Genomic DNA, 16,267 nt, shown 5'->3' with positions numbered 1-16,267 from the left:
GTTCTACAGAGCCGATCGCACATCCGTCTGCGAGAAATCATCCCCGACATAGAGCAGCGGACAGCCGCGCTCGGCGGCGACCTCATAGGCGAAGCAATCGCCATAGTTGAGACTGGCGGGATGGATGCCCTTGCCCCAGCGGGCATAGGCTTCCGCGATCCGGCGCGCCGAGCCTTCCGTGACGGAGACGATCTCGAACCCCAGGCCCTCGACCAGCGCGGCGATCTCTTCGCCGACATTGCGGCGCCCGGCGACGATCAGCGTCTCGGCCACGGTCCCGGCCGAGATCAGCAGGCCGTCTGCCGCCTCGATCGCCGCCATGCAGGCTTCGGCCTGCGGCTCGTCCAGCACGATGGCCATCAGCGCCGAAGTGTCGACGGCGATCACGCCGGCATCCCGTCATCCCCGTAGAGGAAATCCTGGCTGCGCGCGGCATCGGTGCCGGGCAGCACCTTGCCCCGCGCCGTGGCGCGGACCCGCTCCATCAGCGCGCGCCGGCCTTTCGGGCTCGCCGCGACAGCAACCGGCACGAGGCGGACGACCTCGTGGCCCCGCCGGGTCAGGATGACCTCGTCGCCGGCTTCCGCCCGCTTCACCAGCTCAGTGAGCTGCCCTTTCGCCTCGGTGACAGAAACCCTCATCGCACATCGCTCCAAGTGCCATCCGCTCTCATGCTGAAGATGGACCATGGAATGGTCCAGTTCAAGCCCGAAGAGAGCGAGAGGAGGGCCGGGAGGGGGCGCCTCCGGACGGGCTGAGAGAGGGTCGTCCGGCTGGTGTCCCTTTCCCCTCCCGGAGACCGATCATGGCCCTGCCCGAACTTGCTTCCCAATCCGCAACCCGCGTCCCCGAGGACCGCCGCATGGACTTCCTGCCGCGTCTCTTCGGCCTGCACCTGCTCATCATCGGCGAGCACACCGTCTTCCGCTTCATGGAGACCCTCAGCCCCGGCGACTACGGCGGCGGCCTCTGGGATTTCTACGAACGCGCCGGTCAACCGCTCTATCTCGTGCCGACCTCGAAGCCCCGCTACCGCCTCTTCTGCGAAGGCAACGGCTTCGAGGGCGAGGTTTCGGCGGATGCTGCCGGGATCATCGCCACGCTCTTCGCCTTCTCGCATCTCTCCTTCCGCTACGATGACGACGAACTCGCGGAAGGCTATGGCCGCCTCTACGACTACGCCACCGATCACCCGGAGGCGGCGGAGATCTTCCAGGCCATCGACTGACTGCTTGATGGGTCCCGGCCTGAGGTCGGGGCGCGTTCCCCTCCCTGGCAGTCCTCGCCCGAGAGCGAGAGATGGGCTGGGGAGGGCGCGGATCCGTGCGGCGGAGAGAGCGCCGTGCGGAGTCCATTCCCAGAACTCAACCGAGGACTCCCCGATGAACATGATTTCCGCATCCGCGGCGGAATCCGCCACCGCGCCGCTTTCGCTCGCCCGTGACGCCGAGACCGCCGCCGCCGTCTTTGCTGCCGCCGGGCTCATTCTTCCGCATCTTGAGAAAGGCCAGCGCATCGACGCGACCTTGCTGCGCCAGGCTATGGAAACCGCCTTCGGCGCCTCCGACACCACCGGCGCCTGGGACTGGAAGGCGGCCTACGAAGCCTGCGAAGCCGTCATGGTTCTCATGCTGCGCAAATACGGAAAGACGCTGATCCGTAAAGCCGGGTCTCCGGCAGCGGCGCTCCCCCTGCTCGCCAGGATCGTCTCCCTCCTGCCGACGCAGACCCGCCGCTCGGAGGAAATGCAGAGCTACCAGCAGTTCTCGACCCCTGCTCCCCTCGCCTTCGCCGCCGCCACGGCCGCGGCGATCACGGCCGCGGATCGTGTCCTCGAACCTTCCGCCGGGACGGGACTGCTCGCCATCCTCGCCGAAATCGCGGGTGGCAGACTGATCCTCAACGAACTGGCCGACATGCGCGCCGGCCTCCTCGACCTTCTTTTTCCGGGCGTCACCGTGTCGCGCTTCGATGCCGCACAGATCGACGATCACCTCGATCTCCCGGTGGTGCCCTCCGTCATCCTGATGAACCCGCCCTTTTCGGTCCTGGCGAATGTCCAGGGGCGCGTTGCCGATGCCGCCTTCCGCCATGTCGCTTCGGCGCTGGCGCGGCTCGCGCCCGGCGGGCGTCTCGTGACCATCACCGGCGCGAGCTTCAACCCGGAAAACCCGACCTGGGATCGGCATTTCCGGCGGCTTCAGGAGCGCGGCCGCATTGTCTTCTCCGCCGCGATCGATGGGGCGGTCTATGCGAAACATGGCACGACGATCGACACGCGCCTGATGGTGATCGACAAGCTGCCCGCCGACCACCCGGAGCACTTCCCCGCCAGCCCCGGCATCGCGCCGGATGTCGCGACGCTGATTAGCTGGATCACCGAACATGTCCCGCCGCGCCAGCCTGTCGATCCCGCCGTCGCCGTTCCGGTTGCCGCGCCACGTTCCGTGCGCGGCTATCTGGCTCGTGCCGCCGGCCCGGCAGCCCGGTCTGCCGGCACCTCCGATCCAGAGGGCATCGAGCTCGTCTATGAGACGCTCGACTGGAAACCTGTGGAGGGCGCGGCCCGGCTCACGGATGCGATTTATGAGGAATACGGATTGCAGGCGATCCGTATTCCCGGCGCGCAGCCGCATCCGACCAAGCTTGTCCAGTCGACGGCCATGGCCTCGGTCGCACCGCCGAAGCCGAGCTATCGGCCACGCCTGCCCGCTGACATCTGCGAGCACCTCTCCGACGCGCAACTCGAAACCGTGATCTATGCCGGCGAGGCCCATTCCGACCACATCGCCGGGGCCTGGACCGTGGATGAGACCTTCGACACCCTCGCCGCCGCCTCCGAAGGCGCAGCAGGTGCCGTCCGCTTCCGCCGCGGCTACTTCCTCGGCGACGGCACCGGCGCCGGCAAGGGCCGCCAGTCCGCCGGCATCATCCTCGACAGCTGGATGCGCGGGCGCCGCAAGGCTGTCTGGATCAGCAAGTCGGACAAGCTGATCGAGGATGCCCAACGCGACTGGTCGGCTCTCGGGATGGAACGCCTGCTGGTCACGCCGCTCTCACGATTCCCCCAAGGCAAGCCGATCACGCTCGCGGAGGGTATCCTTTTTCTTACCTATGCTACGCTACGGTCTGACGATCGCGGCGAAAGGGTTTCGCGGGTCAGGCAAATCGTCGAATGGTTGGGCTCCGACTTCGATGGAGTGATCATTTTCGACGAAAGCCATGCTATGGCCAATGCCGCTGGTGGAAAGGGAGAACGCGGCGACGTCGCCGCCTCGCAGCAGGGCCGTGCGGGCCTTCGCCTGCAGCACGCCGTGCCGGATGCCCGCGTCGTCTACGTCTCGGCCACCGGCGCGACGACGGTCCACAACCTTGCCTACGCGCAAAGGCTGGGCCTCTGGGGTGCTGAGGACTTTCCGTTCGCCACCCGTGCCGAGTTCGTCGAGGCCATCGAAGCTGGCGGCGTTGCGGCCATGGAGGTCCTGGCGCGCGACCTGCGCTCGCTCGGTCTCTACAGCGCCCGGTCGCTCTCCTACGACGGTGTCGAATACGAGCTGGTCGAGCACCAGCTGACCGACGAACAGCGTCGCATCTACGATGCCTACGCCGGGGCTTTTGCGATCATTCACAACAACCTCGACGCCGCCATGCAGGCTGCCAATATCACCGGCGACAGCGGCACCTTGAACAGGCAGGCCAAGTCCGCCGCTCGGAGCGCCTTCGAAAGCACCAAGCAACGCTTCTTCGGCCATCTCTTGACCAGCATGAAGACGCCGACCCTGATCCGCTCCATCGCCCGCGATCTGGACGACGGACATGCGGCCGTGGTCCAGATCGTCTCGACAGGCGAAGCCTTGATGGAACGCCGGCTCGCTGAACTGCCGACCGAGGAGTGGGCCGACATCCGCGTAGACATCACGCCCCGCGAGTATGTCCTGGACTACCTCGCCCATTCGTTCCCTGTGCAACTCTACGAGCCCTTCACAGACAGCGAGGGCAACACGACCTCGCGGCCGGTTTTTCGCGATGGCCAGCCGGTCGAGAGCCGCGAGGCCGTCGCCCGCCGCGATGACCTGATCGCGAAGCTGGCAAGCCTGCCGCCCGTCCCCGGTGCGCTCGACCAGTTGATCCAGCAATTCGGGACCGAGATGGTCGCCGAAGTCACGGGCCGGTCCCGCCGCATCATCCGCAAGCGCGGCTCCGGCACGACAGCCGACCGGCTTGTCGTCGAGACCCGCGCTGGTGCGGCAAATCTCGCCGAGACCCAGGCCTTCATGGACGACCAGAAGCGAGTTCTTGTCTTCTCGGACGCCGGCGGCACCGGGCGCAGCTATCACGCCGAACTCTCGGCGCGAAACCAGCGCCTCCGCGTCCACTACCTGTTGGAGCCGGGTTGGAAGGCGGATGCCGCGATTCAGGGCCTTGGCCGAACCAACCGCACCAATCAGGCACAGCCACCCCTCTTCCGGCCGATCTCGACCGACGTGAAAGCCGAGAAGCGCTTCCTCAGCACGATCGCCCGGCGTCTCGACACGCTCGGCGCGATCACGCGGGGACAGAGGCAGACGGGTGGCCAGGGGCTGTTCCGCCCCGAGGACAATCTGGAGAGCTTCTATGCCCGCGATGCCTTGCGCCAGCTCTATCTCCTGCTGGTGCGGGGGCGGGTCGAAGGCTGCTCGCTGGAACGCTTCGAGGAAGCCACCGGCCTGAAACTGATGGACTCGAATGGCATCAAGGACGAGTTGCCGGGCATCACCACCTTTCTCAATCGCATGCTCGCACTGACCATCGAGCTTCAGGGTCTCCTCTTCACCGCCTTCGAGCAGTTGCTGACGGCTAAGATCGAAGGGGCGATCGCAGCCGGCACCTATGACCTCGGCCTCGAGACGTTGCGCGCCGAGTCCTTCATCGTCGCCGACCGGAAGGTGATCTATACGCATCCGGGCACGAGCGCCGAAACCCGGCTGCTCACGATCACCCAGCGCGAGCGCAACCGTCCACTGAAGCTTGAAGCGGCACTGGCTCAGCTTGACGATCCGCGCTCCCTGCTGCTGATCAACGAGCGGTCTGGCCGCGCGGCTGTCCAGATCCCGACCAGCAGCGTCATGCTCGACGACGGCGAGATCGAGCGGCGCGTCCGTCTGGTCCGACCGATGGAAGCTCAGAACGTCCCGATCAGAATGATGGGCGACACCCATTGGATCGCGGCAGACCGGGACGCCTTCGCGCCCGCATGGAATGCCGAGGTCACCGAGGTGCCGGAATTTTCCGACAGCACCATCCATGTCGTCACGGGCTTGCTGCTGCCGATCTGGAAGCGCCTGCCCAACGAGTCGACACGAGTCTATCGGCTCCAGACCGACGCGGGGGAGAGGATCATCGGCCGCCGCGTGTCCCCTGCATGGGTCGCGAACGCCACCGCCACCGAGAAGCCTTCTCTAACAGCAACAGACGCCTTCACCGCACTCATGGACGGGCGCACGATCCTCGATCTCGCCGAAGGTCTGCAATTGCGCCGGGTCCGGGTGATGGGCGCCTCGCGCATCGAATTGTCCGGCTTCACCGACACGATGCGCCAGCGCCTCACAGCCTATGGCCTCTTCCACGAGATCATCTCCTGGAAGCTGAGGATGTTCGTTCCCGCAGACTCCAGCGGAGTCGAGGTTCTTGGCAAGCTCCTCGACCGTTGGCCGGTCGCCCGCGTCAGCGAGCGGGAGGCCGCCTGATGCTGCGTCACGAGGCCACCGAACTGGCGATCCGTCTCGGCCAGGTGGCCGAGGCGGTTTGCCGCCACTATCTGTCCTCCGGGCAGAAAGCTGGTCGCTACTGGCTTGTCGGTGACGTGCACAACACGCCGGGCCGATCGATGTTCGTCCGCCTCACCGGGCCCGAACGCGGCAGGGGCGCGGCTGGTAAATGGACCGACGCAGCCACGGGCCAGCATGGTGACATGCTCGACGTCATCCGCGAATCCTTGCGCCTCGTGGATTTCAAGGACGTCGCGGAGGAAGCGCGCCGCTTTCTGAGCTTCCCGCATCCCCTGCCGGAGGTCGAACCCCGAAGGTGGCATGCGATCCCAGCGCCGTCGGGCTCGACCGAGGCGTCGCGGCGCCTCTTCGCCATGTCGCAGCCGATCACCGGGACACTTGCGGAAACGTATCTGCGCGGACGCGGCATCACGGCTTTGCACGATACCGCCGCTCTGCGATTCCACCCGCGGTGCTACTATAGCCCGGACCGGGGTCCCACCGAGATCTGGGCGGCGCTGATCGCATCCGTCACCGACCTGGCCGACCATCAGACCGGCGCGCATCGCACCTGGCTCGCCCCGGACGGTCGCGGCAAGGCGCCTGTCGAAACGCCGCGGCGGGCGATGGGCGATCTGCTCGGCCATGGGGTGCGTTTTGGTCGCTCGGGTGACGTTCTCGCTGCGGGAGAGGGGATTGAGACCGTGCTGTCGGTTCGCTCGGCCCTGCCCTTCCTGCCGGCGATGTCGGCGCTTTCGGCGGGACATCTCTCCGCCATCCTGTTCCCGGAGGCGTTGCGCCGGCTCTATGTTATCCACGACCGCGACCCGGCCGGGATCGGCGCGCGGGACAGCTTGGTCGCCAGAGCCTTCGAGGCCGGGATCGAGGTGGTCGGGCTGACGCCAGTACGCGGCGATCACAACGACGATCTCCGGGCCTTCGGCCTCCATGCGCTTCGGGCGGCCTTGAAGGATCAGCTTCATCCTGAGGACGTCAGCCGGTTTCTGGTGGTCTGAGCGGCCGCGACTGGCAGGTGATCGGCCCGGCGGCTCCTTCACCTGTCGACGCGGGACATCTCGCAGAGCACTTCGCCCGGGAGAGCCGCTGCCCACGGCCTTCTGAGAGGGCGAGCGGCCCACAAACGGTCCGGTCAGGCAATGGCCGCGACCGGCTAATTTCCGCCGGCGGGGACGAGCCCCGCCTTTGCATCGCGAAACAAATTAGCCGGACCCGGCCATCAAGGCCCTCGCGCGCGAGGGCTGCCAGACCGGCCCGTCCGTGGGCTTTCGTCGCCACGAAGGCCGCGATGGGCGCGGCTTACCCGGCGAAGGATGCCCGAGATGACCGACCACGACGACAAAGCAGGTTCTGAACCGTCCCAAACCACCTCCCAGACCGCTCACGCGCTCGCCGAACTCCAGCTCTATGGCTGGCGTCCATTCCAGGATGAACCCGATCCCCGGCCGCTTCCCGAAGGCAACATGGTGGCCTCGGCCGTCACGGATATCTTCGACGCGCTGGTCGCCACACTCAGCGACACCCGCCTCGAGCCCGATCTCGAAGAACTGCTCTGGGCGACGGTCAATCTGTTCCAGCGCGCCACCGACCGGATCGAGCGGTCCCTCGATGACAACGAACAGGCCCAGCGCCGCCTCCAGCGCGAACAGGACGGCAGCGAGGTAAAGAGCGTCGAACTCGAGCGCCTCACTGCAGAGGGGCAGACCCTGATCGAGCGCCGCAACAGCATGGAGCTCTTCCGCGACCTCTCCTCCGAAGCGTTCACGGTCCACACCCACTCGCCCTGGCATCCCCGGACCGGCTCGAAGGTCAGCCATCGCAACCTCACCTCGGCGATGATCGACAGCCGCGACTTCATCGCCGCGAAGCGCCGGGCCGAAGCGGAGCTGCTGCTGCCCGCCGGTCCGAAGGTCGCCGTCACGGGCGGGGCGGATTTCAACGACCATCGCCTGATCTGGGCGCGCCTCGATCAGGTCCATGCGAAGCACAGCGACATGGTCCTGCTGCACGGCGGCTCGCCCAAAGGCGCCGAACTGATCGCCGCCCGCTGGGCCGATCACCGCAAGGTGCCCCAAGTCGCCTTCCGGCCCGACTGGAACAAGCACGCCAAGGCAGCACCCTTCAAGCGCAACGATCTGATGCTGGATGCGCTGCCCATCGGGGTCCTCGTATTCCCGGGCACGGGGATCCAGGAAAATCTCGCCGACAAGGCCCGCAAGCTCGGCATCCCGGTCATGAAATTCGACGGCGGGGCGTAAGCCCCGCCTGCCCGGGCGGCACGCGGCCCGGGTTCCCTTGACGAAACTCAACCCTGGAGTGCATAATGAAGCTCACTCGAAGAACCGGCGAAGCAATCTCAGTCGCAGGCGGTGCGTATCCTCAGGCAGCCTGTCGTGATCCCCATCCGTTCACGTGGAGGCTCCGATGTTCCTGATCCTGCTTGCCATCTCGCTCGCTTTCGCCGCTTGCGTAATCGCCTTCAATTTCGCGATCTACGCTCTGCCCTTCATGGTCGGTCTGACGGCCTTCCAATATGTCTGGGCGTCTGAAGCCGGTTTCTTCATGTCGGCTCTCGCTGCCCTCGGTGCGGCGATCCTCTCGGTCGGCTTCGTCATCGCTGTTCTGGGCTTCGCCAAGAACCCGTACTTCCGTCTCTTTGCTCTCGCTCTGTTCGCCATCCCCGCGACGATTGCCGGCTATGCCCTCGTCTATGGCATCACCAAGAACGCCATCGACTCGACCATCGCACTGAACATCCTCGGCGGGATCGGCGGGGTTGCCATTGGCGGTGCCGCCATGGCGCACCTCAGTGCGCTCGGACAGTCGGTTCTATCCCGCTGAAGCCACCTGCTTTGCGCTCCGACCTGAACCCCGCGGCAAGCCTGTTGCTGCGTCCTTCGGAAAATTCTCTGAAGATTCGGTCTGCAGCCAGCGGCGAACTGGCCAGGGGAATGCTCGATCGCAAGCAACCCTCTCGGGCCGGAGTTGATAGCGATCAGAGCGCAAGCGGTCACGTGGGACGTCGACTCTCGACCATTCTTAACGAGATTCCACCCGTCGCTTCCTCACCTGTGCGACACCTGCCGGGCTTGGTGACTCTACGACATCCAGTTTGGCCTTCCAGGATGGCCGCACCGCCCCTACGCTCTTATGCACTCCGGGCGCAACTATCCGCCCTGGGACTGCATCATCGCGCTTTCTTTCGCCGGCTGCCCCCCAGTATCCGCGCGCAGAGCGCCGTGCCGCCATCGCGCTCCCCGGCCATCGACGCCGCAACCGAATCAGTTCGGCGAAAAATACCTATACCCGGCTAGATCAACGCATTACTTCTGGCCATCGAGGCGCAAAGCGACTAAATTAGTCGTAGTTCTGGCGCGGGCGTCTGCCGGCATGGGAGGTGATCATGCATGATCACCGCCCGACAGTCGCGGGCCGCACGCGCGTTGCTTGGATGGACGCAGGAGACGCTCGCTGACAAGGCCCGGATATCATTGACCGCGCTCAAGCGCCTTGAATCCGAAAGCGGGCTCGGGGTCCACGAAACCACGCGCGATGAAGTCAGACGGACCCTTGAAGCGCACGGCATCGTTCTTCTGGTGTCAGATCGCGGGATAGGAGTGATGCTGATGGACGATACCGCCCATGGGAGTTAGTCGCGAACTAACGCGATGCATTCACGGGCACTCACAACTTCGTTAACATGGCGCAGCGACAGGGGCCCCAAGATTACGACGACAAATCCGTGACAAAACACAGCTATCAGGATATTCCGCCGCCGGGCGACGAGCCTACAAGTTACGACAGGGCGCAACTTCGGCTTTATCTGCGCCTTCTGGACGCAGACGCCGAAGGCGCCGATTGGCGGGAAGTCGTTGATATTCTTTTTAAGATTGATTCGAATACCGAACTTGAACGCGCCAAGCAGGTCCATGCCTCCCATCTTCGCCGCGCAAAATGGCTCTCTGACAGCGGCTATCTGACAATCCTGCGTTCAGACCAGGGTTGATTGATGGCGATGCAGATTCAGCATCAGGTTGTGCAACCTTCGTTGTTCCCAAGCCCAGCCTGAGTCGGTTCTCCTTCTTATCAGCGCCTTGGCCGGCGCCGAGTAAGGAGGTGAGGCGATGTCCCAGAGTTCTGATTGGCGGCCTCCATCGGCCTACGACTACATTGAAAATCTCAGCGCACCTGAAATCGCCTGGGAGTTCCTGCGCAGGAACCCAGAGTACCAAAAGGGGTACCTCGACCTTTCGGCAGCCGGCCAGCTCGACACTGATGCAGGCCGTGCGTTCGCCGAAAGGTGGGGATTGTGCTTTCGCCGCGGATCCCACGAAAACAGCCTTGGAGCAGGACGTCATCTGGTCGCCCGCAATCGATCCAGGAAGTATCCTTCTCCAGCCAAGCCCGTGCAACCTGTCTGGCCCGGAGATCTCGGAGCACGAGGACGGATCCGACCCGACCGGAACCATGCGACGCGCCAGTTTCATCGAATTCGGCGGCACCGGATTCTCAATCTGCTTCCCTTCCGGCCCACGAGATGGCCCGTTGTCAGCAACCATCCTTCTGGACGCGATGACGCTTGATCGACTGGAGGCAGTCCATCGGTTGTGGGCCGCGCTCTTCAACAAGGCCATTCCTCCCGACATGCGCATCACGCGCCAAAAGCTGTCGCGCGCACGCCAGTCGCTTCGTGCCGTTGATGGCTGGGCTGTGGGGGCCAGCTATCGGGAGATCGCGCAGGCGCTTTTCCCCAGGCACAGAACATCGTCGGCGAGTTGGAATGGAGACGCCATTCGGGAAACCACGATCCGGCTTGTCCGCGACGGGAAAAAACTGGTACAAGGCGGCTACAAGGCGCTGCTGCACCGCACCCGACGCGGCCGCATGAAGTGAACGGTCACCAAAGCCGCAAGCCACCGTCACGGCTTATTCGATGGTGAGGCGCTATCGATGGCCTGTTCGCCGTCCCGAGTCTGCTTGGCCCTGCGCGTGAAGTCCCTTGGCCGGTGTCCGGCTCTCTCGCGACCGTAGCGTTCGCTCTGGAGCGCGGCCCATCGAGATGCATGGTGACGCCCGCAGCACACCCTTCATGCCCCTCCCGCATCCCGGACCGGTCAGCGTCCCTTGAAGGCGATGCAGGTGCCCATGTCCCAAACCCGGCGGCCCCGCGTTCCCGGCGCGGGCCGGACCTTCCGGCGGGTGCAGGAGAGGTGGCCGGGAAGATGTGATCGGCTAAGTGGTTCGCCGCGGTGGCGCAAGCTTCAGGGGTCTGATCGGTCGATGACGGCGCCGGCGAGGACGGCGCCCTGCTTCCCGTTTCCGAACCCGCTTCCCCGATGGACCTGCCCCTCCTCCGGACTGATCCCCTAAGACCGTGCGGTTTCCGCCAGCAACCCCCGCGTTCGGCACCCGAGTTGGCGCGCAAGCGCGCCTGCCCGCGCCAGTCCCGACTTGGGGACAAGCGACCGGCAGGCCGGCCGTTGCAGGCGTCTCCCGACGATCTTTTTCCGGGTCTCATCGGAGGGGCGGTCCCTCCGGTTGAAGCAACGGAGAACGGAAATGCAGAACATCGTCATCCTCGCCGGCAACATCGGCCAGACCCCCGAAACCCGCACCACCCAGGGCGGCACCACGATCACCCACTTCACCCTAGCCACCTCCCGCCCCCGCTACTCGGAAGGCCGCGTCCTGCGCGACGAGAACGGCTATCGGGTCCAGGACACCGAATGGCACCGCATCACCGCCTTCAACGGCCTCGGCAAGACGGTCCAGGAATATTGCGAGAAGGGCATGAAGGTTCTGGTGCGCGGCCGCATCCACTACACCAAATGGACCGATGCCGCCGGGGTCGAACGCTACGGAACCGAGATCATCGCCGATTCCGTGGACTTCCTCTCCCGGGCCAAACAGACCCAGAACGACGACGAAGGCAAGTTCATCGACGACGACGACATCCCCTTCTGAGCCGAGCAACGGGGCCCGGCGGCATCAGCCGCCGGGCCTTCATCCTGTTCCTGGGCGCAGAAAGAGGACGCACGGCCGGATCGACCACCCGCGCGTTCCTCATGAGAGGAGGCAAGCCGCCCTCTCAAGCTCTCCCCGATGGCAAGTACAAGCCCCGCCATGGTTTCCCGTTGCGTCGAATACCCTCCGCATCCTGTCCCGTCATTACCAAAGCGACATCCAGCCTCCAGCCACAGACTGACGCTCCCGTAAAGTTGTTGCTCCCAGTAGGGCTGGAGCCGGGGGTGTCGAAATTGCCCGACAATCTTCGACATCCATACTCTACCCTTTTCTGCGCCACGGTGTCCCCGAACCGCCCACTGCTATCCAGCAGTGCGCTTCGAGAACACGGAACTGCGCACATGTCTTCTTCTCTGTCCGATTTCCCTCTTCGCTATCTGCGGACGCCCGAAGCCGCCCAATTCCTCGGCCTGTCCGACCGCACACTCGAGAAGCATCGCGTCTATGGCACCGGACCCACCTACAAGAAACTCGGCGGCCGCGTCGTCTATGCGATCGAAGACCTGCAGGCCTGGGCCAACTGCGGAACGGTCAAATCGACATCTGACACCGGCAATCCGCCGCGCCCGGCCCATCCGAAATACCGGCTGACCCAGCCCCGTGCCGCCCGCCACGGGTGACAACCGATCATGACCTCCAGACGCAGAAAACTCCTCGCGAGCGAGCGCTCGCGCCTCGATCCCTTCGTCGTTGCCAGCGGCGACGCGAGCCCCCGCGATCAGCGTGATCTCATGGAACGCCCGTTCTTCTCTCTCGCCAAGGCCAAGCGCATCGTCCCGATCCTCTACGAGGCGGGGGATGTCCGCGTCGAGGTCTTCGCCGTCCCCGAGCACGGCATGGCCACGATCTGGGACGCCGATATCCTGATCTGGGCCGCGAGCCAGATCGTCGAGGCGGAGAATGCCGGCGTGCGCACCTCGCGATTCCTGCGTTTCACCCCCTATCAGCTCCTCTCCGCCATCGGTCGCAAGACCGGGTCGCGCGACTACAAGCTCCTGAAGGGCGCGCTCACGCGCCTTCAGGCCACGGTGATCCGCACCACGATCCGCAACAGCGAGAACTGGCGGCGCCACCAATTCTCCTGGATCAACGAATGGGAAGAATGCGCCACCCGCGACGGCCGCATCGAGGGCATGGAATTCGTCCTGCCCGACTGGTTCTATCGCGGCGTCATCGACCGCACACTGGTCCTAACCATTGACCCGGCCTACTTTGGCCTTTCCGGCGGTATCGAACGCTGGCTCTACCGCGTCGCGCGCAAGCACGCCGGCCGCCAGGCTGCGGGATGGTGCTTCGAGGTCCCGCATCTCCATCAGAAATCTGGCAGCCAGGCGCGGATCTCGGACTTCGCACTGGATATCCGGCGCATCGCCGCCCGCCAGCCGCTGCCGGGCTATCGCCTCGACATCGAACGCGAGGGGCGGCGCGAATTGCTGCGCATCCGCCCCCTGAAGTTATCCACAGATTCCGTGGACAGAAATGTGGATGGCCTCGGGACTTCGGGCGCATCGGGTGTCGGGACTTCGGGCGCAGCACTATCGGGACTTCAGGCGCAAAACACCCAGCTAACCCTCTGGCCTGAAACGCTGATTCCGGGCCTTAACTTAGACTCTAACTTGGAGTCTAACTTTGATGTAGCGCCGGGAAAGCGTGGAAAACCGCCGTCGCCGGGCGAGGTTTCGCGAAATGGCGCCGGGTTTCGCGAACCCGAACCACCGCAACCTGCCCGGAAACGCGGGGTGCGGTCATGATCGTCGCGCTCCTCAATCAAAAGGGCGGTGTCGGCAAGACCACCCTCGCGCTCCACCTCGCCGGACAATGGGCCGCGAAGGGCTGCAGCGTCACGCTGATCGACGCCGACCCGCAGGGATCCGCCCTCGACTGGTCCGAGCAGAGGAGTCGCGAGGGCCTGCCGCGCCTGTTCGGCACGGTCGGCCTGGCCCGCGACACCCTGCATCGCGAAGCGCCGGAACTCGCCCGCAACTGCGACCATGTCGTCATCGACGGCCCGCCCCGGGTGGCCGGCCTCATGCGCTCGGCGCTTCTCGCCGCCGATCTCGTCCTCATCCCTGTCCAGCCTTCACCCCTTGATGGGTGGGCCTCGGCAGAGATGCTGGCGCTTCTCACTGAAGCGCGCATCTATCGGCCGGGGCTGCAGGCCCGCTTCATCCTCAATCGCTGCGGCGCGCGCACGGTCATTGCCCGCGACACGGCGGACGCGCTCGCCGATCACGATCCGCCGGTGCTACGCACGGCGATCGGCCAGCGTGTCGTCTTCGCCGACGCCGCCCGGACGGGCCGGCTTGCGGCCGAGATCGACAGCGCCTGCCCCGCAGCACGCGAAATCGCCGCTCTGACGGATGAGATCGACGGCCTCGGGATCGGGAGGGTCACGCCATGACCATCCTGACCGGCGACTGCCGCGCCGAAATGATCTGGCACGGTCCCTATGACATGATCCTCGCCGATCCGCCCTATGGCGATACCTCGCTCGACTGGGATCGGCGCGTCGCGGGCTGGCTCTCGCTGGCGCGAGACGCCCTCAAGCCGACCGGATCGATCTGGGTCTTCGGCTCCCTGCGCAGCTTCATGGCCACCGCCGATCAATTCGATGAGGCAGGCTTTCGCTATGCCCAGGAAATCGTCTGGGAGAAGCAGAACGGCACCAACTTCCACGCCGACCGCTTCCGGCGCGTTCACGAACTGGCCGTGCAGTTCTATCGCGCCGAAGTGCCCTGGCGCGACATCCACAACACGGTTCAAACCACCTCGGATGCCACCGCCCGCACCGTGCGCCGCAAGCGGCGGCCCGCCCATACCGGCCATATCGGCGCGGCGCAATACACGAGCCAGGATGGCGGGCCACGCCTCATGCGCTCGGTCCTCTACCTGCGCAACTGCCATGGCCGCGCCATCCACCCGACGGAAAAGCCGGTCGCGCTACTGGAAACCCTGATCCGGACCAGCTGCCCCGAGGGCGGCCTTGTCGGCGACTGGTTCGCCGGTTCGGGCGCGGCCGGCGAAGCCTGCCGCATGGCGAACCGCCGCTACATCGGCTGCGAAATCGACCCTGCGATGGCCGAGCTGGCGCGGGCGCGCCTCGCCGGCCTCCTGCCTTTCGGCGACGGAGGCACGTCATGACCGACCGTCCCTCACGCCACACCTTCGCAGCGCGCCCCGCCGATCCCGAGAGCTGGGTGAAATCGGCCGAACGCACTTCCCCACAGCGCGCGGAAAGCTCCGCTTTCACCGCGCGGCTGACGATCGACGTCGCGCCCGAACTGCGAGGGCGGATCAAGATCGCCGCCTTCGGCCGCGGCATCACGGTCGCGGATATGCTGCGCACGCTTCTCGAACGCGAGTTCCCGCCCGGCTCGGGCGAGCGGTCATGACCATGTCTACGCCCCGCCAGATCGAGAACAGCGCTGCCGCCACCGGGACGAAACCGCATATCACCCGCGTCGAACTGATCTGGCAAGAAAAGGAAATCGAGTTCTGGCTTCGCTTCGGCCACCCCCGCGCCGAGCAGATCGTCGACGCGCATCGACGCGTTGTCGGCTTCGCACCTGGAGCGATCTTCGCCTTCGTGCGCTGGCACGCGAACGAATACGGGACGATCGCCTCGCATCTGACGATCGCGTGCGCTGTGCGCACCTGCGATCCGTGCCAGTCGCATCCGTTCATCGACCCGGGTGCGGAGATCCTGCTCAAGCTCGATGGCTGGCCGCGCGTCACGCGCGCGCTCGAAGCCATCGATGTGATCGAGGCCATGGACATCTCCCCCGAAGATGTCGCGCCCGATCACTGGCGCCATCTGCACCACCGTCTCGCCGCGCGTGAAGCACCGCGTGGCTACAGCAGGCTGCGCCACGCCGCCTGGCTCAAGCGCCGGGAGTTGGAGCGATGAGGCGGCGCGTAACCCTGCTCGCGATGCTCGCGGGACTCGCACTCGTCGCGGCGCCGCCCCTTACCCGACACGCGCCACGACTGATCTGGAATACCTCGGCAAGTGTCCCCGTCGGCCTCTATCGCGTCGCGCCGCCGACACCGATCGCCGTCGGCGATCTGGTCGCCATCAGCGCACCCGAACCGCTTACGGCCTTCCTGGACGAGCGCCGGTATCTGCCGCGCGGCGTGCCGCTCCTGAAGCACGTTCTCGCGCTCCCGGGCGCCACCGTCTGCCGCGAGGGCCTGACCATCACTGCCTACGACCATGCCTACGGCGCGGCGCGCGACCGCGACCGCCTCGGCCGTCCTCTGCCCGACTGGCAGGGCTGCCGCGTCATCGCCGAGGGCGAGGTCTTCCTCATGAACTGGGACGCCGAAGACAGCTTCGATGGTCGTTACTTCGGCCCGCTCCCGGTCACCAGCGTCACCGCCCGCATCCTGCCCATCTGGACTGATGCGGATGGCGACGGCCGCTTCCGCTGGCATGGCGCCAGCGCCGAAGACGGCCCCTGATCCGACCACCAACCGGC

General features: G+C 65.6%; 18 protein-coding genes and 1 pseudogene. 17 read left to right on the top strand and 2 right to left on the bottom strand.

From position 1 onward, the window contains the following. Nucleotides 1–3: 3 nt before the first annotated feature. Both JHW48_RS04955 and JHW48_RS04950 read right to left on the bottom strand, forming a co-directional pair. A complete protein-coding gene (locus JHW48_RS04955; protein ID WP_119884725.1) occupies nt 4–387 on the bottom strand; it encodes a type II toxin-antitoxin system VapC family toxin in 384 nt (127 codons plus the stop codon). Beyond that, nucleotides 384–689 (bottom strand): type II toxin-antitoxin system Phd/YefM family antitoxin, encoded by a 306-nt coding sequence (locus JHW48_RS04950; protein ID WP_240637661.1) that lies wholly within the window; start codon nt 687–689, stop codon nt 384–386. The genes JHW48_RS04955 and JHW48_RS04950 overlap by 4 nt, the downstream gene beginning before the upstream one ends. Before the next feature lie 116 nt (nt 690–805). Here JHW48_RS04950 and JHW48_RS04945 point away from each other — a divergent pair, with 116 nt between their 5' ends. The 17 genes and pseudogenes from JHW48_RS04945 to JHW48_RS04870 all read left to right on the top strand — a co-directional run bounded on the left by JHW48_RS04945 (nt 806) and on the right by JHW48_RS04870 (nt 16,250). Then, the gene (locus JHW48_RS04945) at nt 806–1,228 is read left to right on the top strand and encodes an antirestriction protein (RefSeq protein WP_119884727.1); all 423 of its coding nucleotides are present in this window, start codon (nt 806–808) and stop codon (nt 1,226–1,228) included. 154 nt (nt 1,229–1,382) lie between these two features. Beyond that, nucleotides 1,383–5,726 carry a bifunctional class I SAM-dependent methyltransferase/DEAD/DEAH box helicase gene (locus tag JHW48_RS04940; protein ID WP_119884728.1) on the top strand — a complete coding sequence of 1,448 codons (4,344 nt, stop codon included), beginning with the start codon at nt 1,383–1,385 and terminating at the stop codon, nt 5,724–5,726. Then, entirely contained in the window at nt 5,726–6,763 is a 1,038-nt protein-coding gene (locus tag JHW48_RS04935; RefSeq protein WP_119884729.1) for a DUF7146 domain-containing protein, read from the top strand. The genes JHW48_RS04940 and JHW48_RS04935 overlap by 1 nt, the downstream gene beginning before the upstream one ends. 324 nt (nt 6,764–7,087) lie before the next feature. Next, on the top strand, nt 7,088–8,023 hold the full coding sequence (locus JHW48_RS04930; RefSeq protein ID WP_119884730.1) for a DUF2493 domain-containing protein: 936 nt from the start codon (nt 7,088–7,090) through the stop codon (nt 8,021–8,023). A 166-nt stretch (nt 8,024–8,189) separates the two neighbouring features. Next, complete coding sequence (locus JHW48_RS04925) at nt 8,190–8,606, top strand: hypothetical protein (protein ID WP_119884731.1); 417 nt, start codon at nt 8,190–8,192, stop codon at nt 8,604–8,606. Between the two features lie 566 nt (nt 8,607–9,172). Beyond that, on the top strand, nt 9,173–9,418 hold the full coding sequence (locus JHW48_RS04920) for a helix-turn-helix domain-containing protein (protein ID WP_119884732.1): 246 nt from the start codon (nt 9,173–9,175) through the stop codon (nt 9,416–9,418). A 47-nt stretch (nt 9,419–9,465) separates the two neighbouring features. After that, the gene (locus JHW48_RS04915; protein ID WP_119884733.1) at nt 9,466–9,771 is read left to right on the top strand and encodes a DNA -binding domain-containing protein; all 306 of its coding nucleotides are present in this window, start codon (nt 9,466–9,468) and stop codon (nt 9,769–9,771) included. 118 nt (nt 9,772–9,889) lie between these two features. Further along, nucleotides 9,890–10,072 (top strand): annotated as a pseudogene (locus JHW48_RS18635) (transcriptional regulator domain-containing protein); the annotation flags it as partial. A gap of 34 nt (nt 10,073–10,106) precedes the next feature. Beyond that, on the top strand, nt 10,107–10,658 hold the full coding sequence (locus JHW48_RS04910; RefSeq protein ID WP_272835794.1) for a DUF2285 domain-containing protein: 552 nt from the start codon (nt 10,107–10,109) through the stop codon (nt 10,656–10,658). Between the two features lie 666 nt (nt 10,659–11,324). Next, entirely contained in the window at nt 11,325–11,729 is a 405-nt protein-coding gene (locus JHW48_RS04905; protein WP_119884734.1) for a single-stranded DNA-binding protein, read from the top strand. Nucleotides 11,730–12,130: 401 nt separating this feature from the next. After that, nucleotides 12,131–12,409 (top strand): helix-turn-helix transcriptional regulator, encoded by a 279-nt coding sequence (locus tag JHW48_RS04900; RefSeq protein WP_119884735.1) that lies wholly within the window; start codon nt 12,131–12,133, stop codon nt 12,407–12,409. Between the two features lie 9 nt (nt 12,410–12,418). After that, a complete protein-coding gene (locus tag JHW48_RS04895) occupies nt 12,419–13,540 on the top strand; it encodes a replication initiator protein A (RefSeq protein ID WP_119884736.1) in 1,122 nt (373 codons plus the stop codon). Then, entirely contained in the window at nt 13,537–14,190 is a 654-nt protein-coding gene (parA, locus tag JHW48_RS04890) for a ParA family partition ATPase (protein WP_119884737.1), read from the top strand. Before JHW48_RS04895 ends, parA begins: the two co-directional genes overlap by 4 nt. Further along, the gene (locus JHW48_RS04885; RefSeq protein ID WP_119884738.1) at nt 14,187–14,930 is read left to right on the top strand and encodes a DNA-methyltransferase; all 744 of its coding nucleotides are present in this window, start codon (nt 14,187–14,189) and stop codon (nt 14,928–14,930) included. Before parA ends, JHW48_RS04885 begins: the two co-directional genes overlap by 4 nt. Then, complete coding sequence (locus JHW48_RS04880; protein WP_119884739.1) at nt 14,927–15,181, top strand: hypothetical protein; 255 nt, start codon at nt 14,927–14,929, stop codon at nt 15,179–15,181. The genes JHW48_RS04885 and JHW48_RS04880 overlap by 4 nt, the downstream gene beginning before the upstream one ends. Further along, the gene (locus JHW48_RS04875) at nt 15,178–15,696 is read left to right on the top strand and encodes a DUF2840 domain-containing protein (RefSeq protein WP_240637662.1); all 519 of its coding nucleotides are present in this window, start codon (nt 15,178–15,180) and stop codon (nt 15,694–15,696) included. Before JHW48_RS04880 ends, JHW48_RS04875 begins: the two co-directional genes overlap by 4 nt. After that, nucleotides 15,693–16,250, top strand: coding sequence for a S26 family signal peptidase (locus JHW48_RS04870; protein ID WP_119884741.1), 558 nt, complete (start codon nt 15,693–15,695; stop codon nt 16,248–16,250). Before JHW48_RS04875 ends, JHW48_RS04870 begins: the two co-directional genes overlap by 4 nt. Nucleotides 16,251–16,267: the final 17 nt, after the last annotated feature.

The organism is Paracoccus aestuarii (assembly GCF_028553885.1).
GTDB classification, from domain to species: domain Bacteria; phylum Pseudomonadota; class Alphaproteobacteria; order Rhodobacterales; family Rhodobacteraceae; genus Paracoccus; species Paracoccus aestuarii.
The sequence above is the reverse complement of the archived record's forward strand: the minus strand, read 5'-3'. Positions and strand labels throughout refer to the sequence as shown.